The 21,171-nt window shown below is 70.9% G+C and carries 13 protein-coding genes; 9 read left to right on the forward strand and 4 right to left on the reverse strand.

Annotation, left to right across the window (positions count from 1 at the left end):
• Positions 1 to 53: 53 nt before the first annotated feature.
• The 9 genes from P2L57_RS01995 to P2L57_RS02035 all read left to right on the forward strand — a co-directional run bounded on the left by P2L57_RS01995 (position 54) and on the right by P2L57_RS02035 (position 13,091).
• The gene (locus P2L57_RS01995; protein ID WP_275807112.1) at positions 54 to 815 is read left to right on the forward strand and encodes a TnsA-like heteromeric transposase endonuclease subunit; all 762 of its coding nucleotides are present in this window, start codon (positions 54 to 56) and stop codon (positions 813 to 815) included.
• Positions 812 to 2,848, forward strand: a complete 2,037-nt coding sequence (locus tag P2L57_RS02000) for a TnsB C-terminal domain-containing protein (RefSeq protein WP_275807115.1) — start codon at positions 812 to 814, stop codon at positions 2,846 to 2,848. Before P2L57_RS01995 ends, P2L57_RS02000 begins: the two co-directional genes overlap by 4 nt.
• Positions 2,845 to 3,930 (forward strand): TniB family NTP-binding protein, encoded by a 1,086-nt coding sequence (locus P2L57_RS02005; RefSeq protein WP_275807118.1) that lies wholly within the window; start codon positions 2,845 to 2,847, stop codon positions 3,928 to 3,930. The genes P2L57_RS02000 and P2L57_RS02005 overlap by 4 nt, the downstream gene beginning before the upstream one ends.
• Positions 3,930 to 5,129, forward strand: a complete 1,200-nt coding sequence (locus P2L57_RS02010) for a hypothetical protein (RefSeq protein WP_275807120.1) — start codon at positions 3,930 to 3,932, stop codon at positions 5,127 to 5,129. The genes P2L57_RS02005 and P2L57_RS02010 overlap by 1 nt, the downstream gene beginning before the upstream one ends.
• A gap of 71 nt (positions 5,130 to 5,200) precedes the next feature.
• Positions 5,201 to 5,992: a GNAT family N-acetyltransferase gene (locus tag P2L57_RS02015; RefSeq protein ID WP_275807124.1), complete on the forward strand. Its 792-nt coding sequence runs from the start codon at positions 5,201 to 5,203 to the stop codon at positions 5,990 to 5,992.
• Between the two features lie 211 nt (positions 5,993 to 6,203).
• A complete protein-coding gene (locus P2L57_RS02020) occupies positions 6,204 to 6,890 on the forward strand; it encodes a spermine/spermidine synthase domain-containing protein (protein WP_275807127.1) in 687 nt (228 codons plus the stop codon).
• A 64-nt stretch (positions 6,891 to 6,954) separates the two neighbouring features.
• A complete protein-coding gene (locus P2L57_RS02025) occupies positions 6,955 to 7,701 on the forward strand; it encodes a response regulator transcription factor (RefSeq protein ID WP_275807129.1) in 747 nt (248 codons plus the stop codon).
• A gap of 120 nt (positions 7,702 to 7,821) precedes the next feature.
• Positions 7,822 to 8,994: a sensor histidine kinase gene (locus tag P2L57_RS02030; RefSeq protein WP_275807132.1), complete on the forward strand. Its 1,173-nt coding sequence runs from the start codon at positions 7,822 to 7,824 to the stop codon at positions 8,992 to 8,994.
• A gap of 260 nt (positions 8,995 to 9,254) precedes the next feature.
• Positions 9,255 to 13,091, forward strand: a complete 3,837-nt coding sequence (locus P2L57_RS02035; protein ID WP_275807135.1) for a multifunctional oxoglutarate decarboxylase/oxoglutarate dehydrogenase thiamine pyrophosphate-binding subunit/dihydrolipoyllysine-residue succinyltransferase subunit — start codon at positions 9,255 to 9,257, stop codon at positions 13,089 to 13,091.
• A 169-nt stretch (positions 13,092 to 13,260) separates the two neighbouring features.
• Here P2L57_RS02035 and fxsT read toward each other — a convergent pair whose 3' ends face one another.
• From fxsT to P2L57_RS02055, 4 genes are all read right to left on the reverse strand, one after another.
• Positions 13,261 to 16,248, reverse strand: coding sequence for an FxSxx-COOH system tetratricopeptide repeat protein (gene fxsT, locus P2L57_RS02040; protein WP_275807138.1), 2,988 nt, complete (start codon positions 16,246 to 16,248; stop codon positions 13,261 to 13,263).
• A 27-nt stretch (positions 16,249 to 16,275) separates the two neighbouring features.
• A complete protein-coding gene (locus P2L57_RS02045; RefSeq protein ID WP_275807143.1) occupies positions 16,276 to 17,562 on the reverse strand; it encodes an FxsB family cyclophane-forming radical SAM/SPASM peptide maturase in 1,287 nt (428 codons plus the stop codon).
• Between the two features lie 97 nt (positions 17,563 to 17,659).
• Complete coding sequence (locus P2L57_RS02050) at positions 17,660 to 17,875, reverse strand: YxD-tail cyclophane-containing RiPP peptide (RefSeq protein WP_275807146.1); 216 nt, start codon at positions 17,873 to 17,875, stop codon at positions 17,660 to 17,662.
• The gene (locus P2L57_RS02055) at positions 17,872 to 21,171 is read right to left on the reverse strand and encodes an SAV_2336 N-terminal domain-related protein (RefSeq protein WP_275807149.1); all 3,300 of its coding nucleotides are present in this window, start codon (positions 21,169 to 21,171) and stop codon (positions 17,872 to 17,874) included. Before P2L57_RS02055 ends, P2L57_RS02050 begins: the two co-directional genes overlap by 4 nt.

Below are 21,171 nucleotides of genomic sequence, written 5' to 3' on the forward strand. Positions count from 1 at the left end.
GTGATCTTGCGTTGTGCAGGGTGACCTTTCGTCGGGGGCGGGGTTAGCTGGTTGTGGTGCGTGCGTTAGGGGTGCTGCCGGGCGGTGCTGCCGGGCCGTCGGCGGAGGGGTTCGAGGTCGCGTACATCGACCCGGGCGGGTCGGAGCTTCGGCGTCCGTTGGCGGATGTGTGGGCGGTGCGGTTCGAAGATGCCGCGCCGGTACGCGAGTTCAAGTCGTACGAAGGGCAGCGGCATCTGCCGGGGCTTTGGTGGTCGTCCACGGCAGGCGGGCACGTCGGGTACGAGTCCTGGCTGGAGCGCGATCATGTGATGCTGCTGGATTTCGACCCCGCGGTGGTGGGGATCTCCTCACAGCCGTTCTGGCTGTTCTGGGCCTCGGAGGCGGGCAAGGGCATCTCGCATGCACCGGACTACTTCGCCCGCCGCGGCGACGGCTGCGCGGTGGTGGTCGATTGCCGCCCGGCGGATCGCCGCGGGCCGCGGGACTGGGCGAAGTTCGAGGCGACGCAGACGGCCTGCGATCAGGTGGGGTGGGAGTTCCGGCTGGTGGGGGCGCCGGACGCAGTCGTGGTGCGGAATGTGCGGTGGCTGGCGGGCTACCGCCACCCTCGGCACTGGCTGGAGCCGGTCGTCCGCGGGCTGCGGGAGGTGTTCGCCGAGCCGCGGCCGCTGATGGAGGGGGCCGCGGCGGTGGGTGACTCGGTGGCAGTGCTGCCGGTGCTGTTCCACCTGCTGTGGTCGCACGAGTTGGCGGCGGACGTGGCGGTGCCGTTGCGCGCCGAGTCGCTGGTGTCACCAGGGGTGCGGCGGTGACGGCCGGGCGGGGCAAGCCGGTTCTGCGGCCCGGGGATTGGATCACCTACGACGGCGGCGAATTCCAGGTGGTGGCACTGGCGGGAACGTCGGTGCGACTGCGCTCGCAGAGCGGGGCGGAGTCGGCGGTGCTGGCGTCGTATCTGATGGCGGTGCCGGACTTCGCTGTTACCGGCACGGAACCGCTGCCCGCGCTGGAGCCGTTCGGTCTGCTGGCGACGTTGCCCCAGCAGGTCCGAGCGGCGGCGGCCGAGTGGGAACGGCACATGGTGGAAGTCGAAACGGGCCTGCCGCCCGGCGCCGAACCGGGCACCCAGCCGCGGCCCGAGTACGACCCGGCTTCCTGCTCGCTGATGGAGCGGATGACCACGAAAGCTAGCGAGTTGGGGGTGAGCGTTCGTACGGTGCAAAGCCGTCGGTCGCGCTACGTCCAGCAGGGGGTCTGGGGGCTCGTTGACCAGCGGGCGACTCGGACTTGGGAGGCGACGGGGCGGGCGGATGCCCGGCTGGTGGCGGCGATCCGGGAGGCCCTGGAAGCGGAGACCTACGTCTCGACGGGGACCCGCTCCCGGCTGATCCGCCGGGTGGTCAGGATGGTGGAGGCCACCCACGGCGAGGGAGTGGTGCCGCTGCCGAGCAAGCGGACCTTCTACAAGCTGATCGAAGCACTGTCCGCGGGAAAGCACAGCTTCGGCTCGGCGGTCACACGCAGGCAGACGGCGAACCGCCCCGAAGGGCCGTTCACACCGACGTTCGCGGACCGGCCCGGGGAACAGGTGCAGATCGACTCCACCCCGCTGGACGTGATGGTGGTGCTCGATTCGGGGCTGACCGTCCGCGCGGATCTGACGATCGCGGTCGACGTCGCCACCCGCACGATCTGCGCCGCGGTGCTGCGGCCGGTGGGCACCAAGGCGGTGGACGCCTCGCTGCTGCTGGCGCGGATGCTGGTGCCCGAGCCGATGCGGCCGGGCTGGGCGGCCGCGTTGCGGATGGCGGCCTCACGGATGCCGCACCGGCGGCTGCTGGACGTGGATACGCGCATGGAGCAGGCCGCGGCGAAACCGGTGATCGTGCCGGACACCGTCGTCATCGACGGCGGGAAGGTGTTCATCTCCGACACGTTCCTGCGGGCCTGTGACCGGCTCGGCGTCTCAGTGCAGAGATCGCGCCCGCGCACGCCGACCGACAAGGCCATCGTGGAGGCGACGTTCTCCGCGATCAACACGCTGTTCGTTCAGCACCTTCCTGCCTACACCGGGCGGGAAGTTTCCCGCCGCGGCGAGCGGGTCGAGGACCGGGCCGTCTGGACGGTCCCCGGCCTCCAGGATCTGCTGGACGAGTGGGTGCTGGCCGGGTGGCAGGCCAGGCCGCACGACGCTCTGCGCGACCCTTTCCGCCCGAAGAAGGCGATGTCACCGAACGACAAATACGCCTCGCTGGTCGCGGCCTGCGGCTACCTGCCGCTGGTGCTGCGTGGGGAGGACTACCTGGAACTGCTGCCGGTGACCTGGCGGGTCATCAATGACTACGGCGTCCGGATCAACTACCGCACCTATGACAGTGCCGAGTTGGGTCCCTTGCGGCGCCAGCACTCCGGGCACGCGGCCAAGCGCGGGCTCTGGGAGGTCCACTACGACCCCTACGACCTGTCCCAGGTATTCGTACGCACCCAGCAGGGCTGGATCACCGTCCCCTGGGTTCATCTTCCACTGGTGAACGCGCCGTTCGCGGACTTCACCTGGCAGCACGCCCGCCGCTTGGCCGCCGGGGCCGGCCTGGACGACACCAACGAGGCGGCAGTCGCCCGCGTCCTGGACGAGTTGCTGACCCGCGCCGAGCACGGCCCGGACACAAGGTCGGCCAAGGTGATCGGCCGCACCCGCACCGCAGCCGCCGTTCACACGCCCGCTGCAGCACCCGAGATCGAGTGCCAGACGGAGCCCGAGCCGGAGCCCAAGGCCCAACCCTCCGTGGCAGTGGCGGGGTTCGGGGTCTTCGACGCCCACGCAGAAGCTGAAAGGTGGCTATGAGCAAGCCCGCCCAGGCCCGCACCTCGCATAAGCAGACCGCGGACCAGGCTCCGCCCGACAGTCCGCTGACCACCAAGGAGGGATGGCGTCACTTCGTCGACCACGAGCCGAACCCGCCCCGGCTGTTGACGGCCACCGAGCGGGCAGCACTGAGCCAGCGCGAGCGGATGCGCGAGGACGAACGGCGCCGGGAGTATCACGCCGATCTGCCGATGGTGAACACGCCGACCATCCGCAAGGTCATCGCCACGTCCCGGCTGCTGATCCAGCTCAACCGCAACCAGATCTCTGCCCGCCGCGGCGTGATCCTCTCGGGCGCCTCCGGCACCGGCAAGACGACCGCCCTGACCCAGCTCGGCCGGGCCCATGAACTCGCCGTCCGCAAGCGCCATCCCCGCGACCTGAACCGGCTCCCGGTCCTCTACGTCACCGTCCCGCCGGCTGCCACTCCGAAGATGCTCGCGATGGAGTTCGCCCGCTTCTTCGGGCTGACCTTCCCCACCCGGGTCAACGTCACCGACATCGTGGACGCCGTCTGCGCGACCGCCGCCCATGTCCATGTCGACCTAGTCCTCGTCGACGAGCTCCACAATCTCAACCTGGCGACGCGGTCCGGCGCCGAAGCCTCCGATCAGCTGAAGTACTTCGCCGAACGGCTGCCCGCCACCTTCGCCTACGCGGGCATCGACATCGAGTCCCAGGGCCTGTTCGCCGGAACCCGCGGACGGCAGATCGCCGGTCGTTTCGTAGTGATCCCCGCCGCCCCGTTCTCCCACGCCACCACCTCCGACCACGAGACCTGGCGGGCCCTGGTGGGGACCCTGGAGTCCATGCTCCGGCTGCACCGCCACACCCCGGGCACCCTCACGGAGCTGAGCGAGTACCTCTTCCACCGCACCGGTGGCATGATCGGCAGCCTCTCCCAGCTCATCCGCGGCGCCGCCGTCCTCGCCATCGAGGACGAGAGCGAGCGCATCATCGAAGGCCTGCTGGAGCTCGTCCCCATCGACTTCGCGGCCGAGCAGTCCGAGAAGCGCACCGCACCCGCCAACTCCACCACCCGGCGCAGGCGCGCGGCCTGATGCGCATGCGCCGACTGCCCGACCCCGCCCCGCCCGCCCGGCACGAGATCCCCGCCTCCTACATCAGCCGCCTGGCCACCCTCCACGGTCTCGACATCAACGACCTGTGGGTCCAGGTCACCGAGCGGGAGGAGTCCGGCGGCTTACGCCGCGTCGTCATCCCCGAGCGACTCGCTGCCCTCACCGGCCGAAGCCTGCACGACCTCGCCGGGGCCCTGCCCGAACTCCGCGACCCGCCACCGGACTGGGCCATGTTCCGGCACCAACCGCAAACCGGCTGCCAGCTCTGCGACGCCAAACACCCCGGCGGCAAAGTCACCCGGCTCCTGCCGCACCACCGCTACGTTTGCACCCGCCACCGGCGCTGGATTGGCCCTCCCGACATCGACCGACCTGCGGCTGACCTGGGCGAGATCCCTGCTGTCGTCCACGCACAGCAGCAGCATTTGCGCATCCTGCGACAGCATGGCTGGGCCGCCACCTATGACGCTGTGCTGACCGCGTTCACCTTCTGCGGACACATCTGGTCCGGCGTCAGCCCGCCCCAAGACCCCGGCCATGTCTGGCACACCTGGGACGCCCGAGCCCGCGTCCTGGTCCCGCCGGGCGAGGAATGGTCAACGTTCAGCACATCGAAGCTGTTCGCCGCGGTCTACCCCGAAGCCGTCCGTCTCGCCGCCATGATCGCCTCACCGTTCTGGCGCCATCTCGCCAGCGGAACCCCTGGCGAACGCCGCCAATTTGACCGAGAGATCAGCCGCCGCGTCAGCTACTCCTACGACAACACGCCCGAGTACGGCGACGCCATAGCGCACTGGGCCCACGCTGACTCCTGGCGCCCTCCAGCGCAACCACGGGCCAACTACTCCCCGTCCCGCACGAAAGGCGCTCTGTCGCCCATCCACGGCGGCAGCATCCGACGCCATGAGAACAGCGCGCTGTGGTTCGGCCGGACCCGAAAAGCCGGCTCCACCCTCCTCCACCACAGCCACGTCAAACCTGTCCTCCTCCGCCCCTGGCGACCCGACTACGAACAGATCAAGGGAGCCATCTGGCACAGCACTCGAACCGACGCGGACCTGCAATCCGAAACCGCGCGAGAGCGGGCCGCGCAGGGCAGCCCAACGTCGCTCCCTCTTCCACCTCAACGTTCATCGCCACCCGCTGTGTCCGACGGAGCCCGACCATCAGCCAGGTGACGCACAACGTCCACCCCATACGGTGCTTCACACTCGACCGAGGGGTTGCCACGGCCCGTACTGTCTTGATCATGACGGACATCAACGGCTTACTCGCGGCCTACGACGAGCAGATGCGTGGAGCACCACCCAATCCGCGCGCCGGTGTCACATTCGAGCAGGACGGGCCGCTGCTGCGGAGAGTCGGACCACCCCACGGCTTCGTCTTCGCCCCGCGGGACGTCGGAGCACGTGGCCCTGAACTCGACCGGCTCATCGCACGGCAGCGTGATTACTTCGCGGCGCGTGGCGAGATGGTGAAGTGGAAGGTCCGCGGGCACGACGAACCGGGCGATCTCACCGACCGCCTGCGAGCCGCGGGCTTCGTTCCGGAAGAGCAGACCACGGTCCTCATCGGTCTCGCGAAAGAGATGGCCGCACAGCCCGTTCTGCCGGACGACGTCGCCCTCCGTCAGGTCACCGCAGACGCCGACATGCATCGCATATCCGTCTTGCAAACGGCCGTCTGGGGGCCGGAATGGAGCTGGCTCGGCGATGATCTCATCGCACGCATCGCCACAGCCCCGGACGAGATCGCCGTCATGGTCGCCGAAGCCGACGGGGAGGTGATCTCTGCTGCGTGGCTGATCTTCCGCGCCGGAACCGAGTTCGCCCATCTGCTGGGCGGCACAACTCTGCCCGCATGGCGGAGTCGAGGCATCTACCGCGCTCTGGTTACCGCCCGCGCAGAACTCGCCGTCGCCCGTGGCGTCAGATTCCTGCTCGTGGACGCCTCCGAGGACAGTGCCCCGATCCTGCGGCGACTGGGCTTTCACGCCGTGACCACCGCCACACCATACGCGTGGTCACCGCCCCAGCTTTGACTCGGACGGCAGAGCCGTGCCCGACAACCAGTGAACGGGCGCGGCTCGCCGCACAGCACACCTCAAGCCAACGGAAAATGCAAAATAAGTCTGCACAGACCGACCGCTAAGAGCGCTGAACCACTCTGCATCCCGCAGCTCACGATCACCACCGGCTGCAAGGCTGAATCGCACAGGACAGCTGATCGGCGGCTCGTGCGAGCCTGTCGGCATGGACGACACGACCGACGAAGTGACGGTGGTCGACCGCCGGGAGGGCCCGTACGGAGAGGTCGTACTGCGCCGGCGGCTGGTCGAGGGCGTCGAGCGGTTCGAGATCATCGAGAACGGCTGCTTCCTGATGGACACCTCCGACGGCCGCTCCGAGCGGCTGCTGGTCCTGGCGTCGCTGCGGGCACTGGAGGGCGATCGGCTGTCGGTGCTCATCGGCGGCCTGGGGGTCGGCTTCTCGCTCGCCGAGGCGGCGGGCGAACCACGGTGGGCCGACATCACGGTGGTCGAACGGGAGCGGGCGGTCATCGACTGGCACCGCGGCGGGCCGCTGTCGCACTTCTCCGGGAACGCCCTGGATGATCCGCGGGTGACCGTCATCGTCAGCGACCTGGTCTCCCATGTGCGCGAAGCGGATGTGACATACGACGCGCTCTGTCTGGACATCGACAACGGCCCGGACTGGACCGTCACCGCCTCCAACGACTCGCTGTACTCCGCCGCGGGCCTCGCCGACTGCCGGGCGCGCCTTGCCCCCGGCGGCGTCCTGGCCGTCTGGTCCGCACAGCCCTCCGAAGGCTTCGAGGACGCGTTGCGCACCGCGGGATTCGGACAGGTCCGGACCATTGCTGTCCCTGTTGCCCGAGGTGTCCCGGATGTGGTCCACCTCGGGATACGGCCCGCGTAGCCGCAGGCCATCCGCGCCCTTTACGCTGCTTGCCAAGCAGCGCGACCAAGTGGGGGCGGGCCCGATGGACAACACACAGACGAGTACGGCGAACGGCGGGGCCGGAACACCTCTACCTGGTACACAGCGGCGGGTACTCGTCGTCGAGGACGACCCGACGATCGCCGAGGCGATCGCCGCCCGGCTGCGCGCCGAGGGATTCCAGGTGCACACCGCGGGCGACGGCCCGGCCGCCGTGGACACCGCCCACGCCTGGCAGCCCGACCTGCTGGTCCTCGATGTGATGCTGCCCGGCTACGACGGCCTTGAGGTCTGCCGCCGGGTCCAGGCGCAGCGGCCGGTGCCGGTGCTGATGCTCACCGCGCGGGACGACGAGACCGACATGCTGGTCGGCCTCGGCGTCGGCGCCGACGACTACATGACCAAGCCGTTCTCCATGCGGGAGCTGGCCGCGCGGGTGCACGTACTGCTCAGACGGGTGGAACGGGCAACGGCCGCCGCGCGCAGCCCGCGCGGCGGAACGTTGCAGCTGGGCGACCTGTCCATCGACCACGCGCAGCGCCGGGTGCGGGTGCGGGGGGACGATGTCCATCTGACCCCGACCGAGTTCGACCTGCTGGCCTGCCTGGCGCAGACCCCGCGCGCCGTGCTCTCCCGTGAGCAGCTGCTCGCGGAGGTGTGGGACTGGGCGGACGCCTCGGGTACCCGGACCGTGGACAGCCACATCAAGGCCCTGCGCCGCAAGATCGGCGCCGAGCGCATCCGCACCGTCCACGGGGTGGGGTACGCCCTGGAGACGCCTGCTCCGTGAGGCCGGTTATGCCCGCCCACCCACCCGTTGCGGTTGTGCCCACCCGTTTCCGCCCTGCGGAACGGGTGCCCACGGCCTGGACGGCCGCGACCCGCTGGAAAGTGCCGGAGGTAGGTGGGAATGAGTCGTAGCTGGGCACCGGGCAGAACCGGGCGGCGGAGCCGACGGACACCTGCCGAGCGTGCCAAGCGGCGCAGCCGCTCCGGCACGTGGCAGCGGATCTGGGACGGGCTGCGGCCGGTGGATCCGTTCCGGTCGATCAAGGCGGCGCTCGGGCTGCTGGTGATCAGCTCGGTGTTCCTGACCACGCTGCTCGTCCTGGTGGCCATCCACTCGGATACCGAGCTGCGGGTGATCACCATCTTCTCGATCATCACCTCGATGCTGCTGATGCAGTTCGTCTCGCACGGGCTGACCTCGCCGCTGCGGGAGATGACCGCGGTCGCCCGGGCGATGGCGCAGGGCGACTACAGCCGCCGGGTGCGCACCGGGCGGCGGGACGAACTGGGCGAGCTGGCGATCACGTTCAACAGCATGGCCGCCGACCTGGAGGCCGCCGACCGGCACCGCAAGGAGCTTGTGGCCAATGTCTCCCATGAGCTGCGCACCCCGATATCGGGCCTGCGGGCACTGCTGGAGAACGTGGTGGACGGCGTCAGCGAGGCCGACCCCGAGACGATGCGGGTCGCGCTCGCGCAGACCGAGCGGCTCGGCCGGCTGGTCGCCGACCTGCTGGACCTCTCGCGGCTGGACAGCGGCGTGGTGCCGCTGGACGCCCGCAGCTTCGAGGTGTGGCCGTATCTGTCCGGCGTGCTGAAGGCGGCGAGCATCAAGCCGGGAGTGGCGCTGGCGTCCCCCTCGCACTTCCGCTCCCGCGGCGACGTGCATCTGCACCTCGATGTCTCCCCGCCCGAGCTGACCGCGTACGCCGACGCCGAGCGGCTGCACCAGGTGGTCTCCAACCTGATCGACAACGCCGTCCGGCACAGCCCGCCCAGCGGCCGGGTCACCGTCCGCGCCCGGCGCGGCGCGGGCCCGGAGAGCCTGGAGCTGGAGGTGCTCGACGAGGGCCCCGGTATCCCGGAGTCCCAGTGGTCGAAGGTCTTCGAGCGGTTCAGCCGCGGCAGCATTCCGTCCCCGCACGGTTCGGGCAGTGACGGCGGCACCGGGCTCGGGCTGGCGATCGCACGCTGGGCCGTGGAGCTGCACGGTGGCCGGATCCGGGTGGCCGAATCCCCGCGCGGCTGCCGCATCCACCTCACCCTTCCGGGTAAAGGTCAAGCACTGAATTGACGTACGGTCTCGAACAGGAGATCCACGGCAGACCTGGAAAGTGCAGGCAGCAGGCCGGATCGACGCCCACGCGAGTGCCCGGGCAGCGTGCGGGCGCCCAAAAGAATGCCGATTTCCCGCCAAAGGCAGTCGCCAAACCAACTTTTCGGTGTGACGTACACGACGACTGCCCCTCGTAACCTGCGCGTACCCGCCCGGTAGGCGTAGCCTTTATTTCCGCTGTCCACCACCTTGTGAAGCGGAAGAGGGCGGTTGCCGCCGTGTCGTCACAGTCCCCCAACACATCGAGTGTCTCGACCGACTCTGATGGGCAGGGCAAGAGCCCTGCATCCGGTTTCGGGCCGAACGAATGGCTCGTCGATGAGATCTACCAGCAGTACCTCCAGGACCCGAACTCGGTAGACCGAGCCTGGTGGGACTTCTTCGCGGACTACAAGCCGGGTACCGACACCGGCTCGGCGGTCGCAACGCAGCCGCCGACCGGCGCAGCCGCCCCCGCGGCCCCCGCCCCGGCCGCGCCAACGACGCCGCCCGCGGCCCCGGCCGCGCCGTCGACGCCGCCCGCGGCCGCCGCCCCGGCGCCCGCCAAGCCCGCCGCTCCGGCCGCCCCGGCTCCGGCTGCCCCCGCACAGCAGCCGGCCCCGGCCGCCCCCGCGGCGAAGCCCGCGCCCGCCGCGCCCGCGCCGAAGGCCGAGGCCAAGGCGGTGCCGACGGCCGAGGCGCCGGTCGGTCCGGAGTTCGTCACGCTGCGTGGCCCCTCCGCGGCCGTCGCGAAGAACATGCACGCCAGCCTCGAACTGCCGACGGCGACCAGCGTCCGGGCGATCCCGGTCAAGCTGCTGTTCGACAACCGCATCGTCATCAACAACCACCTCAAGCGCGCCCGCGGCGGCAAGGTGTCCTTCACGCACATCATCGGCTACGCGATGGTGCAGGCGCTGAAGGCGATGCCCTCGATGAACTACTCGTTCGCCGAGAAGGACGGCAAGCCGACGCTGGTCAAGCCCGAGCACGTCAACCTGGGCCTGGCCATCGACCTGGTCAAGCCGAACGGTGAGCGCCAACTGGTCGTCGCGGCGATCAAGAAGGCCGAGACCCTGAACTTCTTCGAGTTCTGGCAGGCCTACGAGGACATCGTCCGCCGCGCCCGGGTCGGCAAGCTGACCATGGACGACTTCACCGGCGTCACCGCCTCGCTGACCAACCCCGGCGGCATCGGCACCGTGCACTCCGTGCCGCGCCTGATGCCCGGCCAGTCCATGATCATGGGCGTTGGTTCGATGGACTACCCGGCCGAGTTCCAGGGCACCTCCCAGGAGACCCTGAACCGCCTGGGCATCTCCAAGGTCATGACTCTGACCAGCACCTATGACCACCGGGTGATCCAGGGCGCCGCGTCCGGCGAGTTCCTGCGGATCATGCACCAGCTGCTGCTGGGCGAGGACGAGTTCTACGACAAGATCTTCGAGTCGCTGCGCATCCCCTACGAGCCGGTCCGCTGGCGCCAGGACATCGACACCGCGCACGACGACGACGTCACCAAGGCCGCCCGGGTCTTCGAGCTGATCCACTCCTACCGGGTGCGCGGCCATGTCATGGCCGACACCGACCCGCTGGAGTACAAGCAGCGCAAGCACCCCGACCTCGACATCATCGAGCACGGGCTGACCCTGTGGGACCTGGAGCGCGAGTTCGCGGTCGGCGGCTTCGCCGGCAAGTCGATGATGAAGCTGCGCGACATCCTCGGCGTGCTGCGCGACTCGTACTGCCGCACCGTCGGCATCGAGTTCATGCACATCCAGGACCCCAAGCAGCGCAAGTGGATCCAGGACCGCGTCGAGCGCCCGCACACCAAGCCGGAGCGCGAGGAGCAGCTGCGCGTCCTGCGCCGGCTGAACGCGGCCGAGGCGTTCGAGACCTTCCTGCAGACCAAGTACGTCGGTCAGAAGCGCTTCTCGCTGGAGGGCGGCGAGTCCGTCATCCCGCTGCTCGACGCGGTCCTCGACTCCGCGGCCGAGTCGCGGCTGGACGAGGTCGTCATCGGCATGGCGCACCGCGGCCGCCTCAACGTGCTGGCCAACATCGTCGGCAAGTCGTACGCGCAGATCTTCCGCGAGTTCGAGGGCAATCTCGACCCGAAGTCGATGCACGGCTCCGGCGACGTGAAGTACCACCTGGGGGCCAACGGCACCTTCACCGGCCTGGACGGCGAGCAGATCAAGGTCTCGCTGGCCGCCAACCCCTCGCACCTGGAGACCGTCGACCCGGTCGTCGAGGGCATCGCGCGGGCCAAGCAGGACCTCATCGGCAAGGCGGGCACCGACTTCACCGTCCTGCCGGTGCAGCTGCACGGCGACGCGGCCTTCGCGGGCCAGGGCGTGGTGGCCGAGACGCTCAACATGTCGCAGCTGCGCGGCTACCGCACCGGCGGCACCGTGCACATCGTGATCAACAACCAGGTGGGCTTCACCGCTCCCCCGGCCGCCTCCCGCTCGTCGATGTACTGCACCGACGTGGCCCGGATGATCGAGGCGCCGATCTTCCACGTCAACGGTGACGACCCGGAGGCCGTGGTCCGCGTGGCGCGGCTGGCGTTCGAGTTCCGCCAGGCGTTCAACAAGGACGTCGTCATCGACCTGGTCTGCTACCGCCGCCGGGGCCACAACGAGGCCGACAACCCCTCGTTCACCCAGCCGCAGATGTACGACCTGATCGACAAGAAGCGCTCGGTGCGCAAGCTCTACACCGAGTCGCTGATCGGCCGTGGCGACATCACCCTGGAAGAGGCCGAGCAGGCGCTCCAGGACTACCAGGGCCAGCTGGAGAAGGTCTTCACCGAGGTCCGCGAGGCCGCCGCCGCACCGGCCGCCGAGGCCGAGGTCCCGGCCGCGCTGCCGGAGTTCCCGGTCAAGCTGGACACCGCGATCTCCCAGGAGGTCGTCAAGCGGATCGCCGAGTCGCAGGTCAACCTCCCCGAGCACGTCACCGTCCACCCGCGTCTGCTGCCGCAGTTGCAGCGCCGCGCGGCCAGTGTCGAGGACGGCACGATCGACTGGGCGACGGGCGAGACCCTGGCGTTCGGTTCGCTGCTGATGGAGGGCACCCCGGTCCGGCTCGCCGGCCAGGACTCCCGGCGCGGCACCTTCGGCCAGCGGCACGCGGTCCTGGTGGACCGGGAGACCGGCGAGGACTACACCCCGCTGCTCTACCTGTCCGAGGACCAGTCGCGGTTCATGGTCTACGACTCGCTGCTCAGCGAGTACGCGGCGATGGGCTTCGAGTACGGCTACTCGCTGGCCCGCCCGGACGCGCTGGTGCTGTGGGAGGCCCAGTTCGGCGACTTCGCCAACGGCGCGCAGAACGTCGTCGACGAGTACATCTCGGCCTCGGAGCAGAAGTGGGGCCAGACCTCCGGCGTCACCCTGCTGCTGCCGCACGGCTACGAGGGCCAGGGCCCGGACCACTCCTCGGCCCGGATCGAGCGCTACCTCCAACTGTGCGCGCAGAACAACATGACGGTCGCCATGCCGACCGTGCCGTCGAACTACTTCCACCTGCTGCGCTGGCAGGTGCACAACCCGCACCACAAGCCGCTGATCGTCTTCACCCCGAAGTCGATGCTGCGTCTGAAGGCCGCGGCCTCGAAGGTGGAGGAGTTCACCAGCGGCGGCTTCCGCCCGGTGATCGGCGACGACGCGGTGGACCCGGACAAGGTGCGCAAGGTCGTCTTCTGCTCCGGCAAGGTCTACTACGACCTGCTCGCCGAGCGGACCGCCCGCAAGGCGGAGGACGTGGCGCTGATCCGCATCGAGCGGCTGTACCCGCTGCCCGGTGAGGAGATCCAGGCCGCGCTGGCGCCGTTCACCAAGGCGCAGAAGTTCGTGTGGGCCCAGGAGGAGCCGGCGAACCAGGGTGCCTGGCCGTTCATCGCGCTCAACCTGATCGACCACCTGGACCTGGTCCTGGGTGCGGCGCCGGACAACGCGGACCGGCTGCGCCGCGTCTCGCGTCCGACCTCGTCGGCCCCGGCGGTCGGCTCCGCCAAGCGGCACCAGGCTGAGCAGGCTCAGCTGGTGAACGAGGTCTTCGAGATCTGACGCCTCCCGCTGAGGGTTTGACGGTTCAACGCCCCGGCCCCCGCTGCTCGTTCAGCGGGGGCCGGGGCGTTTTTCGTTGGCCGGGGTGGGTTGTGACACCGCCGGTCCCCGCCGTTGGGGTTGCTTCCCTGGGGGTCTGGGGGCTTGCCCCAAGGAGAGACCTGCCGCCTCAGTTGGGCTGGGGCTCGAAGTCCCAGTAAGGCCGTTCCCGACGTCGAACGGCCATCGTGTGCGGGTGCTGGGCGCCCAGCGTCTCGCTAAGTTGCTGGAGGGCCTCGCCTTCCAGCTTCGCCGCCTCCTGCGAGCGGCGCAGCGAGCGCAGGTCGTCCGCGAGCGCCGCCTTGCAGGACAGGGTCAGCGGATGGGTGTCGCCGAGCACCGCCTTGGCCAGCTCCAGGTTCTCCCGGCTGAGCCGCAGCGCGCCCTCCTCGTCACCGGCGAGGTTGCGGGCACCGGAGGTGTTGAGGGCGCAGCCCAGCGTCCAGGGATGGTCCTGGCCGACGGCCCGGGCCATCTCGTGCCAGCAGCGCTCGGCGTTCGCCAACGCCTCGTCCCGCTCGCCGTACTCCCACAGCACCAGGCCGACGTTGCCCGTGGTGCCGATCGCATACGGGTGGTCCTTGCCGACCAGTGCCTGGTACCGCTCGGCGACTGCGGTGGCCAGTTCGCGGGCGTGGTCGAGGTCGCCGTGCGCGCGCAGGAAGGTCGCGTAGTCGGCCTGCACCATCAAGGTGTCGGGGTGGCGCGGCCCCTGCGTCTGCTGGAAGCGCTCCACCACGCTGCGCATCAGCGCCTCGGCCGCGGGCACCGCCCCTGAACGCCGCATGCACAGCGCCAGGTTGAGTTCGGCGCGCATGGTCTGCGGGTTGAACTGGTCCATGACCTGGCGGTGCAGCCGTACGTTCTGTTCCTGCCGGGACATCGCCTCCGCGAACCGGCCGAGCAGCCGCAGCGTCCACGCGTACTGCAGACCGGAGTGCAGGGTGAGGTGGTGGCGCGGGTGCAGTAGCCGGTCCCTGATGCGCAGGTTGACGCCGTGCAGGTCCAGCGCCTCCTGGTAGCGGCCGAGCAGTCCCAGTGCCAGGGCCAGGTTGCCGCGGTCCTGCTGGGTACGCGGTGCCTCCTCGCCGAGCAGCCGGGTGTAGACCGCCACCGAGGCGGCGTAGAGCTGGCGGGCCTCCTCGTAGGAGCCGAGCGCCATCATGCTGCCGCCCAGGCTGTTCTGGGCCCAGAGCAGCTCGGGGTCGTCGGGCTCGCGTACCGCGGCGAGTTCCTCGACCGCCGCCCGGCCCAGCGCTTCGGCCTCCCGGTAGCGACCGCAGCGCCGCAGCATGTTGGCGTGCATGCGGTTCAGCTCCAGCAGCGCCGGGTCGTGCGGCGGCAGCGCGGCCCGCCAGCGGGCGACGGTCAGTTCGCACAGCCGCAGGCCGGTGCTGTTCTCCCCGCGCAGCTTCAGATACTGCAGGCAGTTGAGGATCAGCTGGCGGACGTCCTGCTCGGTGCTGTCCAGCGCGCCCGAGGTCTCCAGGTGCGGGATCAGCTGCGCGTAGCGGGCCCACTCGCGGGTGTCGCCGGGGCTGCGCGGATCGGCGCCCGCGAGGACCCGGCAGGCGGTGGCCGACAGTTCGTCGCGCTCCGCCTCGGACAGGTTGCTGAGCAGGAAACCGTGGTAGAGCCGGTGCATCTGCACGGTGTCGACGACCGGGTCCTGCTCCGGGGTCTCCACGTAGTCCATGCGGACCGCGGTGGACTCCGAGAGCCGGCGCAGCGCGGTGTGCCAGCGGATCTGGTCGGCGGCCAGCGCCGCGAGATGTTCCGGCAGGTCGGAGGGGCGGGCGGTCTGGATCAGCCGTACCGGGATGGCGTCGGGCGCGAAGAACGCGAAGAGCTGCAGCAGCTCGGTGGCCTCCGGGCTGCGCTCGGAGAGCGTGTTGAGCGTTATCGACCAGCTCGTCTGGAAGCCCATCGAGTAGTCGGGGGAGATCCGGATGGCGATCTGGCTGGGGCTGCCGCGCCGGATGAGGTCGACGTAGTCCTTGACGGACATCGAGTTGGTGGACAGCCATGCCGAGGTCTGCGCCAGCAGCAGCGGCAAGTCCTGTACCGCGTCGGCGAGTTGGTCGGCCTCTTCGGCGGTCAGCCGTTCGGCGCGACGGCGGGCGTAGGCGATGGACTCGACCCGCTCGAAGGGGCGGACCTCGATCTCCGAGACGGTTCCGGTCGCCGCCCAGTCCTGGGTGAGGGTGGTGAGCAGGACGTGCCCGTTGCCTTCCGGCAGCAGGTCCTCGATCTGCTCCATGTCATCTGCGCTGTCGAAGATCACCAGCCATTTGCGGTACGGGGTGCCGGTGCGCAGCGCCTCGTGGACGGCGCGGATGCGGTCGCCGAGCTCGGTGCCGGTCTCCAGGCCGAGCCGCGGGGCGAGGGCGGCGAACTGCTCGCGGGCGGTGGCCCGGAATCCGGCGCTCACCCACCACACGATGTCGTAGTCGTTGGCGAAGCGGTGCGCGTACTCGGCGGCGATCTGCGACTTGCCGACCCCGGAGATCCCACGCAGCGAGCACCGCGCGCCGCCGCGACCGCCCGCGGTGAAACGCTCGTGCAGCGTCTCCAGCGCGGTGTCCCGCCCGGTGAAGCGGACGTTGCGGCGCGGCAGGCTCCACACCGCGGGCGGGTCGTTGGGGAACCGCGGCGCCGCCGGATCGGGTTCGCCGTCGGGGGCCACGTCGCCGTCGATGCCGAGGCGCCGCATGATCCTGCGCTGCGCCTCGCGCGAGTCGAGGTCGCGCAGATCGACCGGGCTGAGCGGGGCGGCGGTGGGCGGCAGCGCCCGGGTGGCGACACTGACCGCGGCGAACCGGTCGGTGTGCGGCGGTACGACGCTGTGCAGAGCGTCGGTCCATTCCGCGTCACTGCGCGGGCCGAGCGAGAAGTACCAGTCGTCGAGGACCAGCAGCACCCGTCCCGGAGACATCAACAGGTTGCCGAGCGCTTCGGCGAGCGGCATCTCGACCGGCGGGTCCCAGCGCAGCATCGCCGTGCCGTGGCCCTGCCGTTCCAGCCGGTGCGCGATCCAGGCCGCCCAGGGCCGGTTGAATCCCGCGTAGCTGATGGTGAAGTGCTCGCGGGGGCCGCGGACCTGCGTCTGCTCGGCCATACGACCGTCTCCCTCTGCCTCTTGACCCTACGACCTGAAACCCTTGTCCGCCTGGGAAAATGACCCCCTGTCAGGCAGCGTAACGGAATCGCGGGACGGAAGTGCCGCATCGAGCCGACGTGCGATGTGCCGGATCAGATGCTCCAGATCGGCGCAGTACACCGAGGGATGGCGGAATCCGCTGCCGACGCGGTACCGGTGCGTGTAGTTGCCGCCGCCGCACACCCGCACCACGGGACACCTCCGGCAGGTGGCGGCGAGACCGTCGGCGCCGAGCTGCCTGGCGGCCACCCCGGGGTGGTCGAGGGCCTGGTCGAAGGTGTGGTGGAAGACGTCGAGGCCGGTCGCGGGGGCGTGCTCGTACGCGGTCTTGAGCGAGTCGACCTGTTCGATGGCCCCGTCGGTGTCGACGACGAGCGCGGCGCTCGGTGACAGACCCACCGACTCCGTGGTGCTCGGCAGGCCGAGCAGCAGCGCGATGATCTCGGTGAACAACCGGATCCGCAGGTGCGGTCCGTCCGGCCGCCCGTCCCACCACAGGTCGAAGACGGTGGCCAGCCAGTCGCCGTACGGCACGGCACGGGCGGTCCGCGGCGCACCGGTCGGCAACCCCGGTGGCGGGGTCGACCAGTTGGCGTGTGGCAGCAGCAGGTCGAGGCTGGGCGGACGCAGGGCGGCCAGCGAGTGGTAGACCTTCGCCGGATCGGTGGCCAGGTCGATGGTGCACAGCAGCCCGGCGTACTGGTCCGGGCGGTCGGCGAGCAGCCGCGCGGCGCGGGAGGCGGCGGGCCAGGAGGAGCGTCCGGCATGGTCCGTACGGCGGGAGTTGAGCGCGGCCGTACCGCCGTCGAGGCTCAGCCCGACCCGGATCCGCGCGGCGCTGAGCCGCTCCAGCGTGCGGTCGGTGAGCAGGGTGCCGTTGGTCTGTACGGTGATGTGCGCCGTACAGCCCGCCGGAAGCGCCGAGCGTACGGCGTCCGCGTACTCGAGTACCGTGCCGGGGCCGGTCATCAGCGGTTCTCCGCCGTGCATGTCCACCCGGATCTCGGCCAGTTCGTGCCGGTGCACGTGCTCGGCGATCCGCTCGGCGGTGCGGCGCATGGTGGCGGCGGCGGTGCGCGCCGGGCGGTCCCGCCAACTGCGGTCACGTCCCTGGTAGATGTAGCAGTAGGTGCAGGCCAGGTTGCAGCGGCTGTGCACCTTCAGCACGAACTGCCGCAAGGGGACCGGCCGCCTGCCCGCCGCACGCAGTGCCGGTACGTCGAGTGCGGTGAGGGGCCAGGGGGCGAAGGCTGATCCGTCGACCTCACTCATGAAACGTGCATGGCCGCAATGCGGTTGCCGCAAACGTATTCGACCGACAACTGACCGATTCCCCCCGCACGCCACCCCGACAAGGGCCGGAAAGTGATCAGACGCTGGGCGAGTCCTCGTGGTATGCGACAGCCTCCCCGGCGTGCCGCGCTCTGCCGCGCAGCCCGGCGAGCACCGCGCCCAGCACCGGATGGGCGGTACGTTCGGCGAGATCGTCGACGTCGGCACCGCCGTAGTCGGGCAGCGGCTGCCGACCCGCATCGCCACTGCGTGTGTCCGAAGGACGGCCCCCGGGCCCCCAACCGTTGATCACTCCGGTTCCTCCAACGCCAGCATCCGCTCCCGGGTGGAGCGGGCCTGCGGTCCCCCGGCCGCCCCGGAACGCTGCCACAACTCCCATGCGGTGCGGTAGGCCTCCAGTGCCCTGGCCCGCCCCGCCGTGCGCTCCAGTACGGTGCCGCGCTGATGGTACGCCTGGGCGGCGAGCAGCAGTTCACCCGCGCGCAGCGCGCTCTCCGCCGCGCGGCGGAACGACTGCGCCGCCTGGTCCCGTTTCCCCGCCGCGCCGGGCCCCTCCGCGAGCTCCAGCAGCACCCCGCCGTGCTCCAGCCAGGCCCGGGCCGCCACCGCGTCCCCGGTGCCGGAGGGCTGCTGCCGTGTCTCCTGGGCACCGCGGGCGGCACGCTCCAGTATCCACTCGGCCTCGTACAGGTCCGTCTGGGCGCCGCCCGCCGCCCGCCGCCCGCGAAGCGCCCGCCCGAACAGCAGGCGCCGCTCGGCGAGCAGTGGATGGCTCTCCGGTGTCTGTGCGAGCGCCTCGCGCAGCACCCGTACCGCGTCCGTGGCGACCGCCAGTCCGCCGCCCAGCGCCGCCCACTCCACCAGTACCCTGCCGCGTTCCACCAGCAGTTGGGCACGGTCCGGGTCGTCGATGGGCACCAGGCGCTGGGCGCGGGCGAACGCCCGGTCGGCGGCGGTCAGTTCCGCGGTGTCTGCGGTGTGCGTGTAGCGCGCTTCATGGGCCCGGCCGAGCCGCCGCAGACACTCCAGCGTCAGCTCCGGCTGGTCCGGCAGCGCGTCGGCCACCGCCAGCGCCCGGCGCAGCTCGGCCAGCGCGTCCGCCGCGCCCGGGTCACCGGCGGCCGCGGCGCGGGCGGCGGCCAACTGCAGCAGCACCTGGCAGACGAACGGCGACGGGTCCGGCGCGGCGCCGGTCCCGGCCACCGCCTCGAAGTCGGCGACCGCGCGCAGTGCCAGCGAACGCGCCTCGTCCGCGGCGCCCCGCAGCGCGGCGTCGCCGGACAGTGCGAGCAGCAGCCCGCCCCTGGCCACCTGGGCCTCGTCCGGCAGCGGTTCACGGTACGGCCAGGAACCCAGTACCTCGTCGAGCCGCAGCGCGGCGCCGATCAGCAGATGGCGGTCGCCACTGAGGGCGTACCGTTCCTTGGCCACCTCGACTCCGCACAGCTGCGCCTCCAGCACCCCGTGCGGCTCGCCGCGCAGCAGCCGGTGGGACCGCTCCAGGCTGTCGGCGGCCTCGGCCAGCAGCTGGCCCTTGCGCTCGGGCCGCTCCTGCTGTCCGGCCGCCGCCCGCAGCACCCGGCCGAGCACGAGATGGGCGCGGGCGGCGTCCGCGGCGAGCACCCCCGCGTCGGCGTCGTACTCGGTCGCCAGCCGTGCGTTCTGCTCGGCCTCCGCCAGCGCGCCGTCGCCCTGCCCGCTCTCCCACAGGCTCAGCAGGCACTCGGCGAGCAGCGTCCGCAACGGCACGGTCCGGCGCGGCAGTCGGTCGTCGGCGGGCGCGGTGCGCAGCAGGCGTATCGCCTCCCACAGGTCACGGATGGTGCCGTGCTCCTGGAAGCGGATCAGCCGGTCGCGGGCGGTGTCCACCACCCGCCCCTGGTGGCCGATGAAGACCCCGCCGGGTGGTGTCACGGCGGCCTGCGGGCCGGTGTCCGAGGGAAGGTCGGTCTCGACGGGACCGACTCCGCCCGGCTGGAAGCGGCGCAGCACCTTCCGCGGCACCTCGGCGAACGGTGTGGGTACCGGTACGGTGCCGAACTCTCCGGAGTCGCCGGGACCGGCCCCGCCGGAGAGGTAACCCACCACCATCGCGGGGAAGTTGCGGGCCCGCCGTCCGAAGACCCGTTCCACGTACAGCGAGCAGTGCTTGAGGACCAGCGATGCCTCGCCGAGCCCGAGCCTGCGCAGCAGCACGTCCTGCACGCCGGGGGCGAACTCGTACCAGGGTCCGCCGTCGCGGCGCCCGCCGTCCTCGAAGGCGGCCTCGCGGATCTGCTCCTCCTGTCGTAGCAGCAGACCGCTCAGCAGCACCTCGGCCATCTCGACCGGGCCGGTCTGCGGCACCATCGCCCGCTGTACGAGCTGCATCACGGGGTAGGCGAGCGGGGCCGCCGACAGGTACACGGCCAGATGCTGGGCGGCCGGGGAGGCGACCGCCTGGAACTCCTGGACCAGTTGTTCCGCCGTGCGCTGGGTGAACTGCCGTTGTCCGGGGGCGCCTTCGTGGCGGTCGTGCACCCAGGCGGCCGAGGCGTCCAGCGCGGAAGGCGCGGTTCCGGAAACCGCCCGCGCCCAGGCACCGAGTGCCGCGCGGGTGGGTGCCAGCACCGGAACGGCCAGCGCCCCGGGCGCCCGCGGCTGCGATCGGCGGCGGCGCGGTACGAAGTCGAGCCGCCCGCCCGCCCCGCCCGCGCCGCGCAGCAGGCCGGGCTCGGCCGGCAGCAGCGTGCGCGGCCACATCCGCTGCGGCAGCGGCTGGAGGACGGCGACCGGTCCGGTGCGCGCGAAGCGGTGCAGCAGCCGTTGGGTGACGCCGCCCCGCCACAGCGCACCGGAGCAGTCACTGAGCAACAGGGTGACCGTACGCCCGGTCGGATCGCGCAACTGGTCGGCGGAGGCCAGCGGTTCACCGCCGCCACGGCCCGCCGAGACTCCCGGCTGGCCGTCGGGGCGCGGGCGCAGGTACTGGACCGAGACATCGCGGAAGGCGCCGACCTGTTCACAGACCGTTCGCAGTTCCTGGAGCATCTGGTCCCAGACCACCATGGACGGCGAGTCGTCCATGATCAGCAGCAGCGCCGCCTCCCTGCGCCGTACCTCCTCGAAGACCGGCATGATCTGTCCGCTGCGGGCGCTGGTTTCGGCGGTCGCCGTCTCGTCCAGCGCACCGCGCACCGGCTGGACCCGCGGCCGGTACCGCTGCAACGGCCGCAGCGCGCGCTCCAGCGGCAGCAGTCCCGGGAAGGCGGCGGCGACCGGCACCCGGATCTGGGTGGCCTCCTCCAACGTCAACGACTCTGCGAGGCGCACCGGATGGACCGGCACCCTGCGGTCGTCGTCATCGTCCCCGGCGGTCCGGGCGCCCGCACGCTCGGCCACCGGCGGGGACGACGGCGGCCCGCCGAGTGGTTCACCGGTTGTGGCCGGATCCCGATGGTCGCCGTCCGCCGAGTACGGGTAGCCGACCGGACCGCCCATCGTGCGCGCCAACCACACGGCGTCGGCGAGCCCTTCGGCGTCCGGAGCGATCCCCGCGGCCCGCAGCCGGGCGATCAGCTGTGGATACGGATCCGACCCGGTGGCCAT

Origin of the sequence: Streptantibioticus ferralitis, assembly GCF_029223525.1 — a bacterium.
GTDB lineage: Bacteria > Actinomycetota > Actinomycetes > Streptomycetales > Streptomycetaceae > Streptantibioticus_A > Streptantibioticus_A ferralitis.